General features: G+C 60.5%; 15 protein-coding genes. All 15 read right to left on the bottom strand.

The genetic code is table 11. The annotated features are described in order from the left end of the window. Positions 1 to 38: 38 nt before the first annotated feature. The 15 genes from PMI11_RS09560 to PMI11_RS09490 all read right to left on the bottom strand — a co-directional run bounded on the left by PMI11_RS09560 (position 39) and on the right by PMI11_RS09490 (position 14,513). Positions 39 to 902, bottom strand: coding sequence for a GGDEF domain-containing protein (locus PMI11_RS09560; RefSeq protein WP_007816050.1), 864 nt, complete (start codon positions 900 to 902; stop codon positions 39 to 41). 407 nt (positions 903 to 1,309) lie between these two features. Continuing rightward, entirely contained in the window at positions 1,310 to 1,984 is a 675-nt protein-coding gene (locus PMI11_RS09555) for a TIGR02117 family protein (RefSeq protein ID WP_037071049.1), read from the bottom strand. Positions 1,985 to 2,005: 21 nt separating this feature from the next. Then, positions 2,006 to 3,718, bottom strand: a complete 1,713-nt coding sequence (ureC, locus tag PMI11_RS09550; RefSeq protein ID WP_007816048.1) for an urease subunit alpha — start codon at positions 3,716 to 3,718, stop codon at positions 2,006 to 2,008. A 3-nt stretch (positions 3,719 to 3,721) separates the two neighbouring features. Further along, positions 3,722 to 4,345 (bottom strand): hypothetical protein, encoded by a 624-nt coding sequence (locus PMI11_RS09545; protein WP_007816047.1) that lies wholly within the window; start codon positions 4,343 to 4,345, stop codon positions 3,722 to 3,724. 16 nt (positions 4,346 to 4,361) lie between these two features. Next, positions 4,362 to 4,772: a lysozyme inhibitor LprI family protein gene (locus PMI11_RS09540; protein ID WP_007816046.1), complete on the bottom strand. Its 411-nt coding sequence runs from the start codon at positions 4,770 to 4,772 to the stop codon at positions 4,362 to 4,364. 27 nt (positions 4,773 to 4,799) lie between these two features. Beyond that, entirely contained in the window at positions 4,800 to 5,105 is a 306-nt protein-coding gene (locus tag PMI11_RS09535) for an urease subunit beta (protein WP_007816045.1), read from the bottom strand. Between the two features lie 10 nt (positions 5,106 to 5,115). Continuing rightward, the gene (locus tag PMI11_RS09530; RefSeq protein WP_007816044.1) at positions 5,116 to 5,367 is read right to left on the bottom strand and encodes a DUF1272 domain-containing protein; all 252 of its coding nucleotides are present in this window, start codon (positions 5,365 to 5,367) and stop codon (positions 5,116 to 5,118) included. Positions 5,368 to 5,377: 10 nt separating this feature from the next. Then, complete coding sequence (locus PMI11_RS09525) at positions 5,378 to 5,680, bottom strand: urease subunit gamma (RefSeq protein WP_007816043.1); 303 nt, start codon at positions 5,678 to 5,680, stop codon at positions 5,378 to 5,380. A 20-nt stretch (positions 5,681 to 5,700) separates the two neighbouring features. After that, positions 5,701 to 6,525, bottom strand: a complete 825-nt coding sequence (locus tag PMI11_RS09520; RefSeq protein ID WP_037071047.1) for an urease accessory protein UreD — start codon at positions 6,523 to 6,525, stop codon at positions 5,701 to 5,703. 176 nt (positions 6,526 to 6,701) lie between these two features. Continuing rightward, positions 6,702 to 7,397: an urea ABC transporter ATP-binding subunit UrtE gene (gene urtE / locus PMI11_RS09515; protein WP_007816041.1), complete on the bottom strand. Its 696-nt coding sequence runs from the start codon at positions 7,395 to 7,397 to the stop codon at positions 6,702 to 6,704. A 1-nt stretch (position 7,398) separates the two neighbouring features. Continuing rightward, a complete protein-coding gene (gene urtD, locus PMI11_RS09510) occupies positions 7,399 to 8,154 on the bottom strand; it encodes an urea ABC transporter ATP-binding protein UrtD (protein ID WP_007816040.1) in 756 nt (251 codons plus the stop codon). Between the two features lie 4 nt (positions 8,155 to 8,158). Then, positions 8,159 to 9,322 (bottom strand): urea ABC transporter permease subunit UrtC, encoded by a 1,164-nt coding sequence (gene urtC, locus PMI11_RS09505; protein WP_007816039.1) that lies wholly within the window; start codon positions 9,320 to 9,322, stop codon positions 8,159 to 8,161. Next, complete coding sequence (urtB, locus tag PMI11_RS09500; protein WP_007816038.1) at positions 9,319 to 10,938, bottom strand: urea ABC transporter permease subunit UrtB; 1,620 nt, start codon at positions 10,936 to 10,938, stop codon at positions 9,319 to 9,321. Before urtB ends, urtC begins: the two co-directional genes overlap by 4 nt. A 194-nt stretch (positions 10,939 to 11,132) precedes the next feature. Further along, a complete protein-coding gene (urtA, locus tag PMI11_RS09495; protein ID WP_007816037.1) occupies positions 11,133 to 12,425 on the bottom strand; it encodes an urea ABC transporter substrate-binding protein in 1,293 nt (430 codons plus the stop codon). Positions 12,426 to 12,608: 183 nt separating this feature from the next. Further along, on the bottom strand, positions 12,609 to 14,513 hold the full coding sequence (locus PMI11_RS09490) for an acid phosphatase (protein ID WP_007816036.1): 1,905 nt from the start codon (positions 14,511 to 14,513) through the stop codon (positions 12,609 to 12,611). Between the last annotated feature and the right edge of the window lie 25 nt (positions 14,514 to 14,538).

Here is a 14,538-nt window from a genome sequence, read left to right as displayed (position 1 = left end):
CGATGCAAGCACCAATGCACGTTTCGTAACGCGCTAGCCTAGATTCCATATGCCTGCAGCAGGCTCGCCTCGTCAGGCCCGACACCCTGCACGCCAAGGCCGTTTTCGACGAGCCCGTGCCAGGCATGGTTCAGCCCTTCCCGCTCATGGACGACACGATTGCGGCCGAGCGCCTTGGCGAGATAGAGCGCCTTATCGGCAGAGGCATAGACCGCCTCCTTGTCGCGTCCCTCGTGGAGATCGGCAATACCGCCCGATATCGTGATGGTGACGTCATGCCCATCCGCGGGAATCGGCCGCGCGGCAATCTGTGCCCTCACCCCTTCGATGCGCGCCACCCGCTCCTCCCGCGTCCCGCCCTGAACGACGACACCGAACTCCTCGCCGCCGAGCCGCGCCACGACCGATGCGCCATCGAAAGCCGCAGAAAGCATGGCTGAGACGGCAGTAATGACGGCATCACCGCAGCCATGGCCGAAACGGTCGTTGATGGCCTTGAAACGGTCGACATCGAAAATGGCGAGACAGGCCTCCCCGTCCACCCTTTCCAGGGCATCGGTGAAAGCACGACGGTTCAAGAGCCCGGATAGCGTATCTGTGCGGCTGAGCTTTTCGAACTTGGCGCGCGAGACGGTCAGGTCATGAATGGCAAAGCCCGCAACGAGCGACAGCACGCCCGACACCATTCCGCCGATCAGCCAGGAGAGGATGATGGCAAAGATCATGGCATGCCCGAGGGTAATCGGTAGCACTCCCATGAAGTTGAGCGGAGGCAGCGTGATCACGATGATGAAGCCGGACAGAATAACCGCCAGAAAACTCATCTTCAGCGCAAAAGTATAAACGGTTTTGCGATGCTCGAAACTGCCTAGCTCAGCCTGAAGCGATATCCAGTTTTCCATGAGAATCGACCTTCCTGCCCAGCGTTTCAAGGCCATTGATAGGGTTGCAATTGCTGCGGGGGTCTTAATCCAATCGCTAAAATTCGAGTGAATTCAGGGGATTCGGCCGATCTGTTTTTTCTAGCAGAGAGTGCAACTTTTCGGGACAGGCATGTCCACTATGGGAAATACATCTAAAAACTTGATTTCAAACGCATTTTATGGGGAATTCTCGGCACCTGTTCCAGAATGATCTATGGCTTAAAAATCACAGTCTATCCACCGATTTTCACAACCAGTCGGGGAATGATGCTCAGATTTCACTTTAAGGGTAACAACGGGGGACAGTGTCTCGAAAACACAAGGGGTAAGACGGAAGATAACGCCGCGCCGTCAGCAGCGCAAAGTTGCAGAAGAGCCTCTATACTTCAATTATAGAGACTAAGCGAAAGCACCAGCGTCTGGGGCAACGGGTTCCAGAAACCCGTTCGCAAGCCGCCTGTCCGTAGCGCAGCGGCAGTCCATGTATTGCAGCCAAACAGCGCATTGAAATAGCCCCTCGCCTCGAAGAACCTGTCGTAGTCGCCATATCCCCTGTCGCCGACCGGCACGACCGCTCCATTTTCCCGGATGAAGCTGTCATTGATGAAGCCGAGCAATTGCTCGAAGTGCCCGCCATCGACATTGAGAACCGTCACGGCCGGATGGGTTTCGGAGATACCTCCGGCGACATCGACATGCATCACCGATCCGTCGATCGTCAGCGCCCGAAATACCGGCATCGGCTTCAGATCGGCCCAGGTCGGTGTCTCCAGATAGAATGAGCGACCGCCCCATCCGAAAATCAGCCATTGTGCTGCAGGATCGCTCACCGGAATGCCGGCATCCTCAAGGAATGAAAAGGAGGCTCGGAGCCGATCGTCAAGCGGGATCGCAATATCCGTATGAATCGGGCCGGAAAGCAACAGAATGCGTTGCGAGGACGTCGTATCGGGAGAAGCCTCGGCTGCCCCGAGCATAGGCCTTGGAATGAAGGTGCCACCAGCCACCAACAACAAAAACAGCGCGATTGCCCGTATAAGCCATCGCGCTGTCAGCTTCAAACCGCGCATGAAAGGTGGGGCTCAGAACAGGAAATAACGCTGCGCCATCGGCAGCACCGTCGCCGGCTCGCAGGTCAGCAATTCGCCATTCGCCCGCACCTCGTAGGTTTCCGGATCGACCTCGATATGGGGGGTCAGGTCGTTGTGGATCATCGACGCCTTGGAGATGCCGCCGCGGGTGTTCTTCACTGCGACGAGATCCTTGGCGACGCCGAGGCCGCCCTTGAGACCGGCATCAAGCGAAGCCTGAGAGACGAAGGTGACGGAGGAATTCGTCAGGCTCTTGCCGAAGGAGGCAAACATCGGACGATAATGCACCGGCTGCGGCGTCGGGATCGACGCATTCGGATCGCCCATGGGGGCTGCGGCAATGGAGCCGCCGAGCAGCACCATGTCTGGCTTCACGCCGAAGAAGGCCGGGTTCCATAGGACGAGGTCGGCACGCTTGCCGATTTCAATGGAGCCGATCTCATGCGACAGGCCATGGGCGATCGCCGGATTGATCGTGTATTTGGCGACGTATCGGCGGACACGGAAATTGTCGTTGTCGCCCTTCTCTTCTTTCAGGCGGCCACGCTGGCGCTTCATCTTGTCGGCCGTCTGCCAGGTGCGGATCAGCACTTCGCCGACGCGGCCCATGGCCTGGCTATCCGACGAGATGATCGAGAAAGCGCCGATATCATGCAGGATGTCTTCGGCCGCGATCGTCTCCTTGCGGATACGGCTCTCGGCAAAGGCGATATCCTCGGGGATCGACGACGACAGGTGATGGCAGACCATCAGCATGTCCAGGTGCTCGGCGATGGTGTTGACCGTGTAGGGCCGCGTCGGATTGGTGGATGACGGAATGACGTTCGGCTGGCCGCAGATCTTGATGATGTCGGGTGCGTGGCCGCCGCCCGCCCCTTCCGTATGGAAGGCATGGATGGTGCGGCCCTTGATCGCGCCGATCGTATCCTCCACGAAGCCGCTCTCGTTCAGCGTATCCGTATGGATCATCACCTGTACGTCATATTCGTCGGCAACCGACAGACAGCAATCGATGGCGCCGGGCGTCGTACCCCAATCCTCGTGCAGCTTCAGCGAGGTGGCGCCGGCGAGCACCATTTCCTGCAATGCGCCCGGAAGCGAGGCATTGCCCTTGCCGGCAAAGGCAAGGTTCATCGGGAAGGCATCGGCAGCCTCGATCATGCGCGCAATATGCCAGGGACCGGGCGTGCAGGTCGTCGCAAGTGTCCCGTGCGCCGGCCCCGTGCCGCCGCCGAGCATGCAGGTCAGGCCGCTCATCAGCGCTTCCTCGATCTGCTGCGGCGCGATGAAATGGATATGGCTGTCCATGCCGCCGGCCGTGATGATCTTGCCTTCGCCGGCAATCGCTTCCGTGCCCGGACCGACGATGATATTGACGCCCGGCTGCATATCCGGATTGCCGGCCTTGCCGATCGCGGCAATGCGCCCGTCCTTCAGGCCGATATCAGCCTTGTAGATACCGGTATGGTCGATGATGACGGCATTGGTGATGACGGTATCGACCGCGCCATCTGCCCGCGTCACCTGGCTCTGGCCCATGCCGTCACGGATGACTTTCCCGCCGCCGAACTTCACCTCTTCGCCATAGGTGGTGAAATCCTTTTCGATCTCGATGAAAAGCTCCGTATCGGCAAGGCGGACCTTGTCGCCGGTGGTCGGACCGAACATGCCGGCATAAGCCTTGCGGGAGATCTTGTAGGGCATCTATCAGGCTCCTTGGGAGGAAGAGACGAATGGTTTTCCGGCAAGCCGCCTGAGACGGCCGGCCGCAATATGGGAGTCGACGAGCTGCTTCTCGGCGGCGAAGGGATGCCATTCCCAGCCCACATGGCCGAAGCCTGCGAGCGTCACCTCGTCGTCGGGAAATCTGTCGAGCACTTCGCCAATCACGATCATGCCACTGCTCGGCACGACGTAAGGCGCCGGCGAGAAGGCAGACAGCGCCTGATCGACGGCTTCATGAACCTCTTTGTCAACGATCCGATGCACCTTGCCAGCTTCAGCACAGAAAACGCTGAATTGGTTGGTGTAATCGTCGCAGAAATCATCGAGCTCCGGGTGCGAAGCCGCAAGAAGTGCCCGCATCGCCGCGAATTTTTCGGGATCGCGCACACTCCAGATTTCCGAGGCTTCGACAACACCGGGATGGATGCGCCAGCTTTCGGAGCAGAGCATGGCCTTAGCGGGCCGGCCGGTATTGCACACAGCAACCACATCGGTATGCGTGCCGCCGGCGCCATAGGAGCGGCACTCGTTGAAGCGGATGACGAAGTCGGCGGCATCGATGATCTTAGCCCCTCCTTCTCCCACTTCGCCGTTGCCCACGATCATGATCGTCCTGCCCACCTTACTGGCTCATTCCATTGGCGAGTTCTTTGAGCTCCTTGGTCCTGAGATCCGTCAGGTCAGCAAGGCAGCCCGCCACCAGCATCGGCTCCATCGTGCCGCCGCGTGCCTGAAAGCCGTAATTCTCACATTGAGCGTCGCGATAATTGATCCAGGCGCGCTGTGCCTTGAGAAGCGCCTGTTCGGCACCCTTCATGTCACCATCAAGATCCTTGTCGATCGCAACCATGGCGGCGCGCGTCTGCTTGTACTGGGCATTGAGCGCCTTGTCGGCCTCTTCATAGCGCGCCTGCGCGCAGCTCGTCATATCGGATTGTGTCTGCGCATTGTCGCAGTCCACGTCCTCGGCGTGGGCAGCACCTGCGGCAAGCAGCATAAATGCTCCACCGATGAGCCCGATCTTCAAGCGCATGAATGTCCTCCCGTCATTTTCTTTTGATTAGAGCCGGCCCATGACGAGCTGGCGGAAGCCGTAGACTTCACGTTTGCCGGACAGAGGAATAAGCGTCACCGAGCGGGTCTGGCCCGGCTCGAAACGCACGGCCGTACCGGCGGGAATGTCGAGCCGCATGCCGTGGGCCTTGTCGCGATCGAAGGACAGGCCGGCATTGGTCTCGGCAAAATGATAGTGGCTGCCGACCTGCACGGGACGGTCGCCGGTATTGGAAACCTCGAGCGTCACAGTCGGCGCACCCGCATTGAGCTCGATCTCGCCGCTTACAGCAATGATTTCGCCAGGGATCATCTATCTCTCCTTAAGCCGCCTTGGGCGCGCAGCCCTCGGCCTTCAGAACACGTTTCGTGGAGGCCGGATTGTTCGCAAGTTTTGCCGCAGGCCGGATCGGCCTGATAACGAGATTGCCACCGCAATTCGGGCACTGACCCTTGAGGACATTTTCAACGCAATCCGCACAGAACGTGCATTCGAATGTGCAGATCATCGCTTCCGCGCTCGCAGGCGGCAGATCCTTGTCGCAGCATTCGCAATTGGGTCGAAGCTCCAGCATGGCGTACTCCTCAGCGGATCGGTTCGTGCACGGTCACCAGCTTCGTGCCATCCGGGAATGTCGCCTCGACCTGCACGTCATGGATCATCTCGGCAATGCCTTCCATCACCTGGTCGCGGCTGATCACATGGGCGCCGGCCTCCATCAGTTCTGCGACCGGACGGCCATCACGCGCGCCCTCGACGACGAAATCGCTGATAAGGGCGATGGCTTCCGGATAGTTCAGCTTGACGCCGCGCTCCAGCCGACGGCGGGCCACCATGGCGGCCATGGAAATCAACAGCTTGTCTTTTTCTCTCGGGGTGAGGTTCATCGTCTATCCGCTTGTTGAACTCATAGGTTCCAGACTTTCGGCACAGACGCTCCATTGCGCAAGGCGGAAATGACCGGGATCAGGATTTTTCTCAGCGCAAAGCCATCGGCTGCGGCAAGACGCACGACGATCTTGTCGCTCCAGGCGCTTGCCCCGCCCATATGACCGTCGACCAACGGCCGCACTTTGGAGAGATAGGCTTCCGACATCGGCCCGGCATAAAGCACTGTCGCAAAAGCCACCTGCCCGCCGAGCACCGCCTGCTCTGCAGCGAGCAGCGCCACGGCATCGGAAAGGCGCAGCTCCTCGGCATGGATCAACCGGCCCGACCGGCGGATGCGCCAGCGATCGCGAAACAGCCCTGTTTCCATCGTCTCACCCATTGCCGTCCGACCGAGCAGGATGGCCTCGACGGCAAGGAACTCCGCGCTGTCGTCGAGATCGACATCCAGACGGCGAAACAGCGATGCGCGATCGAAGAGGATCGTCTCCTGCGGCAGCCAGTCGACACGGGCACCCGGCCCGACCTCGATCTGCGTCGTCACCTCTGCCGTGCCGGCTGATGCCTTGTAGATCTTCTCGCAGGCCTGCGTCGTCACATCGATGCGCGTACCTGCCCCAGCCGAGACGCTCCAGTTCATCCGGTCGCCGCCGGTCAATCCGCCGGCCGTGTTGATGATGACGGCCTCCATGGAGGAATCGAACGTATCCGGCAGGCGGATCTTTGCCGCACCTTCCTGATAAAGCTCACGGATTCGCGTACGCCCATCCTGCACCTTGGCAGCAAGATGCCCGCGTCCTTCCGCTCTCTGCGGTCTTGTGATGCCCGCCGCCGCGCCTGTCATGCCACCCCCGTGCAGATGCCATCCTGTCTGGCAACTTGCGTTGAATGTGTCTGTTGACTGCAACAAAGCAAGTCCCGTGCCGCTTTCCGAAAGCCCGTGCCCCCACGGGCCACAGGGATGGCGCGGAAGGCATCTGCCGCAAAATGCGGCAGATGCCAGCGCGATCGCCAGAGAGGTCATACGGTCAGATGGCGACGCGCTTCCGGCGTATCCAGCGTCTCGGCAAGGCCCTCGTGAACGATCTCGCCGCGGTCCATGATGTAGACATAGTCGGCAAGCTCGCGGCAGAAATCGAGATATTGCTCGACGAGCAGGATCGCCATGCCGGTGGAATCGCGCAGGTAACGGATCGCCCGGCCGATATCCTTGATGATCGACGGCTGGATACCCTCCGTCGGCTCGTCGAGCACGAGGATCTTCGGCCGCGTGACCATGGCGCGACCAATCGCCAGCTGCTGCTGCTGTCCGCCCGAGAGATCGCCGCCGCGACGCGACAACATCGATTTCAGCACCGGGAAGAGACTGAAAATATCGTCGGGGATGTTACGGTCGCGGCGGCCAAGCGGAGCAAAGCCGGTTTCAAGGTTTTCCTTGACGGTCAGCAGCGGGAAGATTTCACGCCCCTGCGGCACATAGCCGATGCCCTGCTTGGCGCGGGCAAAAGGCGGCAGGCCGTTCAGCTTCGCATCGTTGAAGGTGATGGTTCCCGCCGATATCGGATGCTGGCCGGTGACAGCGCGCAGGAGCGAACTCTTGCCCACGCCATTGCGCCCGAGCACGCAGGTGATCTTGCCCATCTCGGCCTTGATCGAGATGCCGCGCAGCGCCTGAGCTGCGCCATAATGAAGATTTGCGTTTTCGACTGTCAGCATCTCAGCGCCCCAGATAGTTCTCGATCACTTTCGGATCGTTGCTGACGAAATCGATGGATCCTTCGGCCAGCACCGAACCTTCCGCAAGGCAGGTCACCTTCACGCCGAGATCGCGGATGAAGCCCATATCGTGCTCCACGACGACGACTGACCGCGTCTTAGCGATATCCTTCAGCAGGATCGCCGTTTCCGCCGTCTCGGCATCGGTCATGCCGGCCACCGGTTCGTCCACGAGCAAGAGCTTCGGCTCCTGCGCCAGCAGCATGCCGATCTCCAGCCACTGCTTCTGTCCATGCGAGAGGTTCGCAGCAAATTCGTCGCGGCGATGCGTCAGCCGCACCGTCTCCAGGATTTCCTCGATGCGGTCCTTGTCCTCGCCGGACAGCCGGTAGAACAGTGTCGAGAACACCGTGCGCCGGCGGTTCAGCGCCAGTTCGAGATTGTCCCAGACCGTATGGCTTTCGAAGACCGTCGGCTTCTGGAATTTCCGGCCGATGCCGAGTTGGGCGATGTCGGCCTCATCCTTCTTCGTGAGATCGATCGTGCCGTTGAAGAAGACCTCACCCTCATCCGGCCGGGTCTTGCCGGTGATGATATCCATCATCGTCGTCTTGCCGGCGCCGTTCGGGCCGATGATCGCCCGGAGTTCACCGGGCTCGATCACGATGGAGAGTGAATTCAGCGCCTTGAAGCCGTCGAAGGAGACCGAGACACCGTTGAGGTAAAGCACGCTGTTAGGTTTGACGTCAGGGATCATGGGTCTACTCCGCAGCCTGGATTTTCGCGTCGACACCCTCTTCGGCTGCCGCTGGCGGCACGCTGGTCGAGACCGGCCTCCGCTTGCCGAGATACTGGGCGATTGTGCCGACGATGCCCTTGGGTAGCAGCAGCGTGACGAGCACGAAGAGACCGCCGAGCGCAAATAGCCAGTAATCGGGGAAGAGGCCGGTAAAGATCGTCTTGCCGCCATTGACGAGGATCGCGCCGATGATCGGCCCGATCAGCGTCGCGCGGCCACCGACTGCCGTCCAGATGACGACTTCGATGGAGTTGGCGGGTGCGAATTCGCCGGGATTGATGATGCCGACCTGCGGGACGTAGAGCGCGCCTGCAATGCCCGCCATCATCGCCGAGACGACGAAGGTGAAAAGCTTGAAATGTTCCACACGATAGCCGAGAAAGCGCGTGCGGCTTTCCGCATCGCGCACGCCGACAAGCACTTTGCCGAATTTCGAGCGGACGATCGCGGACGCAATCATCAGCGACAGCGCCAGGAAGATCGCGGTCGCCGCAAAGAGTGTGGCGCGCGTGCCGTCCGCTTGCACGTTGAAGCCAAGGATATCCTTGAAATCGGTCATGCCATTATTGCCGCCGAAGCCCATGTCGTTGCGGAAGAAGGCGAGCAGCAGCGCATAGGTCATGGCTTGTGTGATGATCGAGAGGTAAACGCCGTTGACGCGCGAGCGGAAGGCGAACCAGCCGAAGACGAAGGCCAGCAGGCCGGGCACCAGCAGCACCATCAGTGCGGCGAACCAGAACTGGTCGAAACCGTACCAGAACCAGGGCAGTTCCTTCCAGTTCAGGAAGACCATGAAGTCGGGCAGGATAGGATCGCCGTAGACGCCGCGCGGGCCGATCTGGCGCATCAGATACATACCCATGGCATAACCGCCGAGCGCGAAAAACGCGCCGTGGCCGAGCGAGAGAATGCCGCAGAAACCCCAGACGAGATCGAGCGCCAGCGCCAGCAGCGCATAGGTCAGATATTTGCCGAACAGCGCCATGATATAGGTCGGCACATGCAGCGGATTGTCCGCCGAAGTCGCCAGATTAAGCACCGGCACCAGAACCGCGACCACCAGCAGGATGGCGATGGCAATGGAGATCCTTCGATCGAGAGACCGGAGAAGGAAGGCCGTAATCATGCTTCCACCGCCCTTCCTTTGAGTGCGAAGAGCCCGCGCGGCCGCTTCTGGATGAAGAGAATGATAAGGACAAGCACCAGGATCTTGCCGAGCACGGCACCGGCAAAGGGCTCGAGGAACTTGTTGACGACGCCGAGCGACAGAGCACCGACCAGCGTGCCCCAGAGATTGCCGACGCCGCCGAAGACCACGACCATGAAACTGTCGATAATGTAGCTCTGGCCGAGGTTCGGCGAGACGTTATCGATCTGCGAGAGCGCGACACCCGCCATGCCGGCAATGCCGGAGCCGAGTGCGAAGGTGAAGGCATCGACCCAGCCGGTACGGATACCCATGGACGAGGCCATGCGCCGGTTCTGGGTGACGGCACGCATCTGCAGGCCGAAAGCGGAGCGCTTCAAGAGCATCAGCAGCGCAACGAACACGGCCATCGAGAACACGATGATCCACAGACGATTCCAGGTAATCGCCAAACCGCCGAACTCGAAAGCGCCCGACATCCAGCTCGGATTGCGCACTTCGCGATTGGTCGGGCCGAAGACGGTGCGCACAGCCTGTTGCAGGATCAGCGACACGCCCCAGGTAGCCAGCAGCGTTTCCAGCGGCCGGCCGTAGAGGTAGCGGATCACGGAGCGTTCGATGACGAGGCCGACGAAACCGGTGAAGAGGAATGCGGCCGGCACCGCAAAGGCCAGCGAATAATCCGCCAAACCTGGAAAACTCGCGGTGATATATTCCTGCACGACATAAGTCGTGTAGGCGCCGATCATCACCATTTCGCCATGCGCCATGTTGATGACGCCCATGACGCCGAAGGTGATGGCAAGGCCGATCGCCGCAAGCAGCAGCACCGAGCCGAGCGACAGTCCGTACCAGACGTTCTGAACGATATTCCAGAGAGCCAGGCTGCGGTTGATGGTGGAAATATGCGCCTGAATGGCAGGCTTGAGATCATCGGGAGCCGTTGCCAGCGCCGTGGTCAGAATGGTCAGCGCATCGCGGCCGCCGCGGGCAGCGACCGTATCGATGGCAGCCTTCTTCTCGTCGGCACTCATATCACTCTTCAGCACCATCACGGCGCGCGCCGCTTCCATGGTGCCCTTGATCTCGGCGTCTTTTTCATCCGCCAAAGCGGAATTCAGCAGATCGAGATTGGCAGGATCGGCATCTTTCAGAAGGCCCTGGGCAGCCGTAAGGCGAGCACCGCGATCGGGGCTCAGCAGCGTCAGCTGGCTCATCTGCGTGGCAATGAGCGTGCGCACAGAATTGTTGACCCTGACCTTCGACATCGTGTCGGGATCGATATCGGCCACGGCCTCGCCGGTGAGCGGATCGGAATAGGTCGGCTCGTCATCGGTGCCGCCCTGCAGTAGCACGGGACCGCCCTCATCGGAATTGACGTAAAGCAGGCCGTCGCTCAGCTGCTGCAATATCTGGCTGACATGCGCATCCTTGGAAGCGACGAGCGCCTTGATGGCCGCTTCACGCTCCGGAAAACCGCCGACGCCAAGCGCATCGACAAGGGCATGAATGTCATCCTGGGCCTTGAGGCCGGCCGTCAACCCTGTGAGCGTCAGGCAAATGGTCAAAAGAAAGATCTTGATGGCGCGATACATCGGCTTTCCCGCCTAAACTAGAGCATTTCGAAATGCTCTATCCCCCTGTTTTCGCAATTCCGGACGCAAACGCTGCGCAGTCCTTCTGGAATTGCTCCAGCGTCGGCCTGTTCGCCTACCCGCTGGGGACGGAGCTTCCGCCCGGATTTGAAATCCGGACGGAAGTTCTTCTGGCTCGTGTCGGATCGGCTAACTCAGGAACCCTTGCCGCCGCACTTGCCCGTGGCAACGTTGAAGTTGCCGCAGTTCATCGGCTTGCGCCAATCGGAGATCAGATCCTTGGAGTCCGGCAGGAAATCGGACCATTCGTCGCCGACGACCTCAGGGGTCTGCTGGACGATTTCGAACTGGCCGTTCGCCTGGATTTCACCGATCAGCACCGGCTTGGTGATGTGGTGGTTCGGCATGACGGTCGCGGTGCCGCCGGAGAGGTTCGGAACGGAAACACCGATGATGTGGTCGAGAACCGCATCCGTGTCGGTCGTACCGGCAGCTTGAACGGCCTTAACCCAAGCATTGAAGCCGATATAGGCAGCTTCCATCGGGTCGTTGGTCACGCGCTTGTCGTTCTTGGTATAGGCATGCCATTCCTTGATGAACTTCTTGTTGATCGGCGTATCGACCGATTCGAAGTAGTTCCAGGCTGCCAGGTGACCGACGAGAGGCTTGGTGTCGAGACCGGCAAGCTCTTCCTCACCGACCGAGAAGGCGACAACAGGAATGTCGGTTGCCTTGACGCCCTGGTTGCCGAGTTCCTTGTAGAAGGGAACGTTGGCGTCACCGTTGACGGTAGAGACGACGGCAGTCTTCTTGCCGGCCGAACCGAATTCCTTGATCTTGGAGACTTCCGTCTGCCAGTCGGAGAAACCGAACGGCGTGTAATTGATCAGGATGTCTTCCTTCGGAATGCCCTTGGATTCGAGATAGGCTTCCAGGATCTTGTTGGTCGTGCGCGGATAGACATAGTCGGTGCCTTCGAGCACGAAGCGCTTAACGCCTTCCGTGTTCATCAGGTAGTCGACGGCCGGGATCGCCTGCTGGTTCGGAGCGGCACCCGTGTAGAAGATGTTGCGCGAGGATTCTTCACCCTCGTACTGGACGGGGTAGAAGAGCAGCGAGTTCAGCTCTTCGAAGACCGGCAGGACCGACTTGCGCGAAGACGAGGTCCAGCAACCGAAGACGGCCGCAACCTTGTCCTTTTCGATCAGTTCACGTGCCTTTTCGGCAAACAGCGGCCAGTCGGACGCCGGGTCGACGACGACGGCTTCAAGCTTCTTGCCGAGGAGACCGCCCTTCTTGTTCTGCTCATCGATGAGCATCAGCATGGCGTCTTTCAGCGTGGTTTCGGAAATCGCCATCGTGCCGGAGAGCGAGTGCAGAACGCCGACCTTGATCGTGTCCTCGGCGGCAACTGCGCCATGGAAGGCTGCCGATGCGGCCATGACCGCGCCGAGCGCCGCGCCCGTAATAGTGGATTTGAGATTCATATGGTTGAACTCCCCTCTTCTTGTTCCGCAACAGGCCGGAAACGGAAATTATCTGTTGCCGAGGGGACTATCGGGTGCTGCAACGCAAAAACACATACGCAAAATGACGTAGGCGCAGGGGCAAACGGGCAGGCAAAGACAAGACAGGGCATCCCACGGAGAGGATGCCCCGTCAGTTCGATATTATCCGCCGATCGTCAAGGTGACGGATGTCGGGCCGTAGGAAAGGGTCGCCTTGTGGCCGGAGATGGTGAACTTGTCGAAGATGCCAGTGATGGCTCCCGCCTTCAGGATCTCGATCTGCGTTCCGGGCACCGGGGCGTAGCCCGGGGCAAGTGTGACGTCGAGGTCGCCGGAGAGCGCCGCCTTGCCCGCGATGACCAGTGTGCCCGCGCCGTTAGCGCCGAGCATCGGCTTCGCCGCGGTATTGGCGAGCTGCTGGTAATCACCGCCAACGGTCAGGGGTCTATCAGCCGCCAGGACGAGAGAACCGCCGTTCACGGACAGTCCGCCGGTACCGAAGGCTGAGGGCGAGCCTGCCACCAGTACGCCCTCTTCCAGCACCGTGCCGCCCGCATAGCTGTTGGCGCCGGAAAGGCCGAGAATGCCGCTGCCGCGCTTCGCCAGTTTGCCCTTGCCGCCGATATCGTTGCGCCAGGTATCGATCGCATTGAAGCCGCCCTTTGCGGCATCCATCGTCACGATCACGTCCTGATCGAAGGCGCCATAGCCGTCTGCGGCGGCAAACAGGTTGAGGCGGCCGTAGCCTTCAGCATCGTCGAGCAGCGGATAGCCCGAGGCGATCTCCGTCGTGCCAAGCACGTCGCGGCGCTGCTCGCCGTCGAGATAGGGCAGACGCGTTTCGAGAAGCGCTTCGGCGCCTTGCGGCACGCGGGCCGGCTGGTCGGTCCCATGGATCGTGGGCAGGCCATAGCTTAGGCGCTGCAGCACGTAAGCGCGGTTGGCGTCATGATCGTCGAAACGGTCTGCGGCGAGCGGCGCTGCATGGGCCACGACTTCGAGCGCACCCGCATCCGCAACGCCTGATTTGGCAATGAGCCATGACTGCGCTTGGGCGTAAGCATCGCTCTTCAACGCTGAATTGTCGGCCTTGTTCAGATTGTACACGACCGTTGCCGTCCCGAGCATGCGGCCACCCATCACGTCGAGCGGAGAATGCATGCCGGCAAGGATGCGGTCTTCGCCGAGTTCGCTGGCGCGCGTGATCATTTCCTGAAAGCGCTGCGGCACGAGATAAGCCATGGCGAGTGCATCACGCCAAGCTTCAGCCGTATGCCCGCTCGGGAAGCCGCCGTCCTCGACCGGCTTGCCGCTCTTGGCAGGCTCCAGCGTCGGGACGACCGATACGTCCTGGCTCCAGCGGTAGGGGCGAGCATATTTGAAATAGCGCTTGGCGGGCTCCGTCGAGCCGTCACCGCTCGCGGCATTGATGAAGTCGATGGCAAGGCCCATGTCCGGATTGGCATCGGTCTTGTTTTCCGTGTCCGGCTTGCTGCCGGCGCCGCGATTGTTGCCCTTGTCGTCATATTTGACCGTCGTCGCATCGGCCGCGACTTCGGTGATCGTGGTGGTCTGTTTGGAACCCGCCTTCCAGGCATCGGTCAGCGGACCAAGGCCATCGACGATGCTGGCATTCTTGCCCCGCCGATCGTCGAGATAAGCGGCAACTGCCTGATCGGACGTCCGTGCTCGCGTCGCCTTGACGACATAGGCGATGTTCGCATCATGGACGAGCTTGTTGACGACCTGGCCATCGGTCTTGCTTAAGGGAATGCCGTCCCAATCCGTCTTGGCAACCGCAGGGCAATTGTCCTTGGCCGGGGCCTCTACGCCGGCATCGACGTATGGCGTGCGCGGCCTCCAGATTTCGAGGAAGCCGGAGAGAAGATGGACGGCGGCGTTGGTGTCCACCGTCGAGAAGCAGGCGTCGCCACGCTTGTTGGTGTTTCCGGCCTCCACATAAGGCGCTTTTACCGCCGTGGCCTGCTCGGCAGCGGCAAGCGATGGCACGATCGAAAGAAGGCAGACGAGCGCGGTGCTCAGGCGGCAGAGGCTTGGAACAGACATGGTGATACCCGAAATGATTGGACGG

It is taken from the genome of Rhizobium sp. CF142 (genome assembly GCF_000281145.1).
Taxonomy (GTDB): Bacteria; Pseudomonadota; Alphaproteobacteria; order Rhizobiales; family Rhizobiaceae; genus Rhizobium.
Note: the sequence above shows the minus strand (reverse complement) of the source record. Positions and strands in the feature narration are given on the sequence as shown.

Bases quoted from the DNA above. Each gene is read 5' to 3' on its own strand.
- ureC (WP_007816048.1), bottom strand. From the start codon at position 3,718: ATGCCCTACAAGATCTCCCGCAAGGCTTATGCCGGCATGTTCGGTCCG.
- PMI11_RS09560 (WP_007816050.1), bottom strand. From the start codon at position 902: ATGGAAAACTGGATATCGCTTCAGGCTGAGCTAGGCAGTTTCGAGCAT.
- PMI11_RS09490 (WP_007816036.1), bottom strand. From the start codon at position 14,513: ATGTCTGTTCCAAGCCTCTGCCGCCTGAGCACCGCGCTCGTCTGCCTT.
- urtE (WP_007816041.1), bottom strand. From the start codon at position 7,397: ATGCTGACAGTCGAAAACGCAAATCTTCATTATGGCGCAGCTCAGGCG.
- urtD (WP_007816040.1), bottom strand. From the start codon at position 8,154: ATGATCCCTGACGTCAAACCTAACAGCGTGCTTTACCTCAACGGTGTC.
- urtA (WP_007816037.1), bottom strand. From the start codon at position 12,425: ATGAATCTCAAATCCACTATTACGGGCGCGGCGCTCGGCGCGGTCATG.
- PMI11_RS09545 (WP_007816047.1), bottom strand. From the start codon at position 4,345: ATGATCGTGGGCAACGGCGAAGTGGGAGAAGGAGGGGCTAAGATCATC.
- PMI11_RS09535 (WP_007816045.1), bottom strand. From the start codon at position 5,105: ATGATCCCTGGCGAAATCATTGCTGTAAGCGGCGAGATCGAGCTCAAT.
- PMI11_RS09525 (WP_007816043.1), bottom strand. From the start codon at position 5,680: ATGAACCTCACCCCGAGAGAAAAAGACAAGCTGTTGATTTCCATGGCC.
- PMI11_RS09540 (WP_007816046.1), bottom strand. From the start codon at position 4,772: ATGCGCTTGAAGATCGGGCTCATCGGTGGAGCATTTATGCTGCTTGCC.
- PMI11_RS09530 (WP_007816044.1), bottom strand. From the start codon at position 5,367: ATGCTGGAGCTTCGACCCAATTGCGAATGCTGCGACAAGGATCTGCCG.
- PMI11_RS09520 (WP_037071047.1), bottom strand. From the start codon at position 6,525: ATGACAGGCGCGGCGGCGGGCATCACAAGACCGCAGAGAGCGGAAGGA.
- urtB (WP_007816038.1), bottom strand. From the start codon at position 10,938: ATGTATCGCGCCATCAAGATCTTTCTTTTGACCATTTGCCTGACGCTC.
- urtC (WP_007816039.1), bottom strand. From the start codon at position 9,322: ATGATTACGGCCTTCCTTCTCCGGTCTCTCGATCGAAGGATCTCCATT.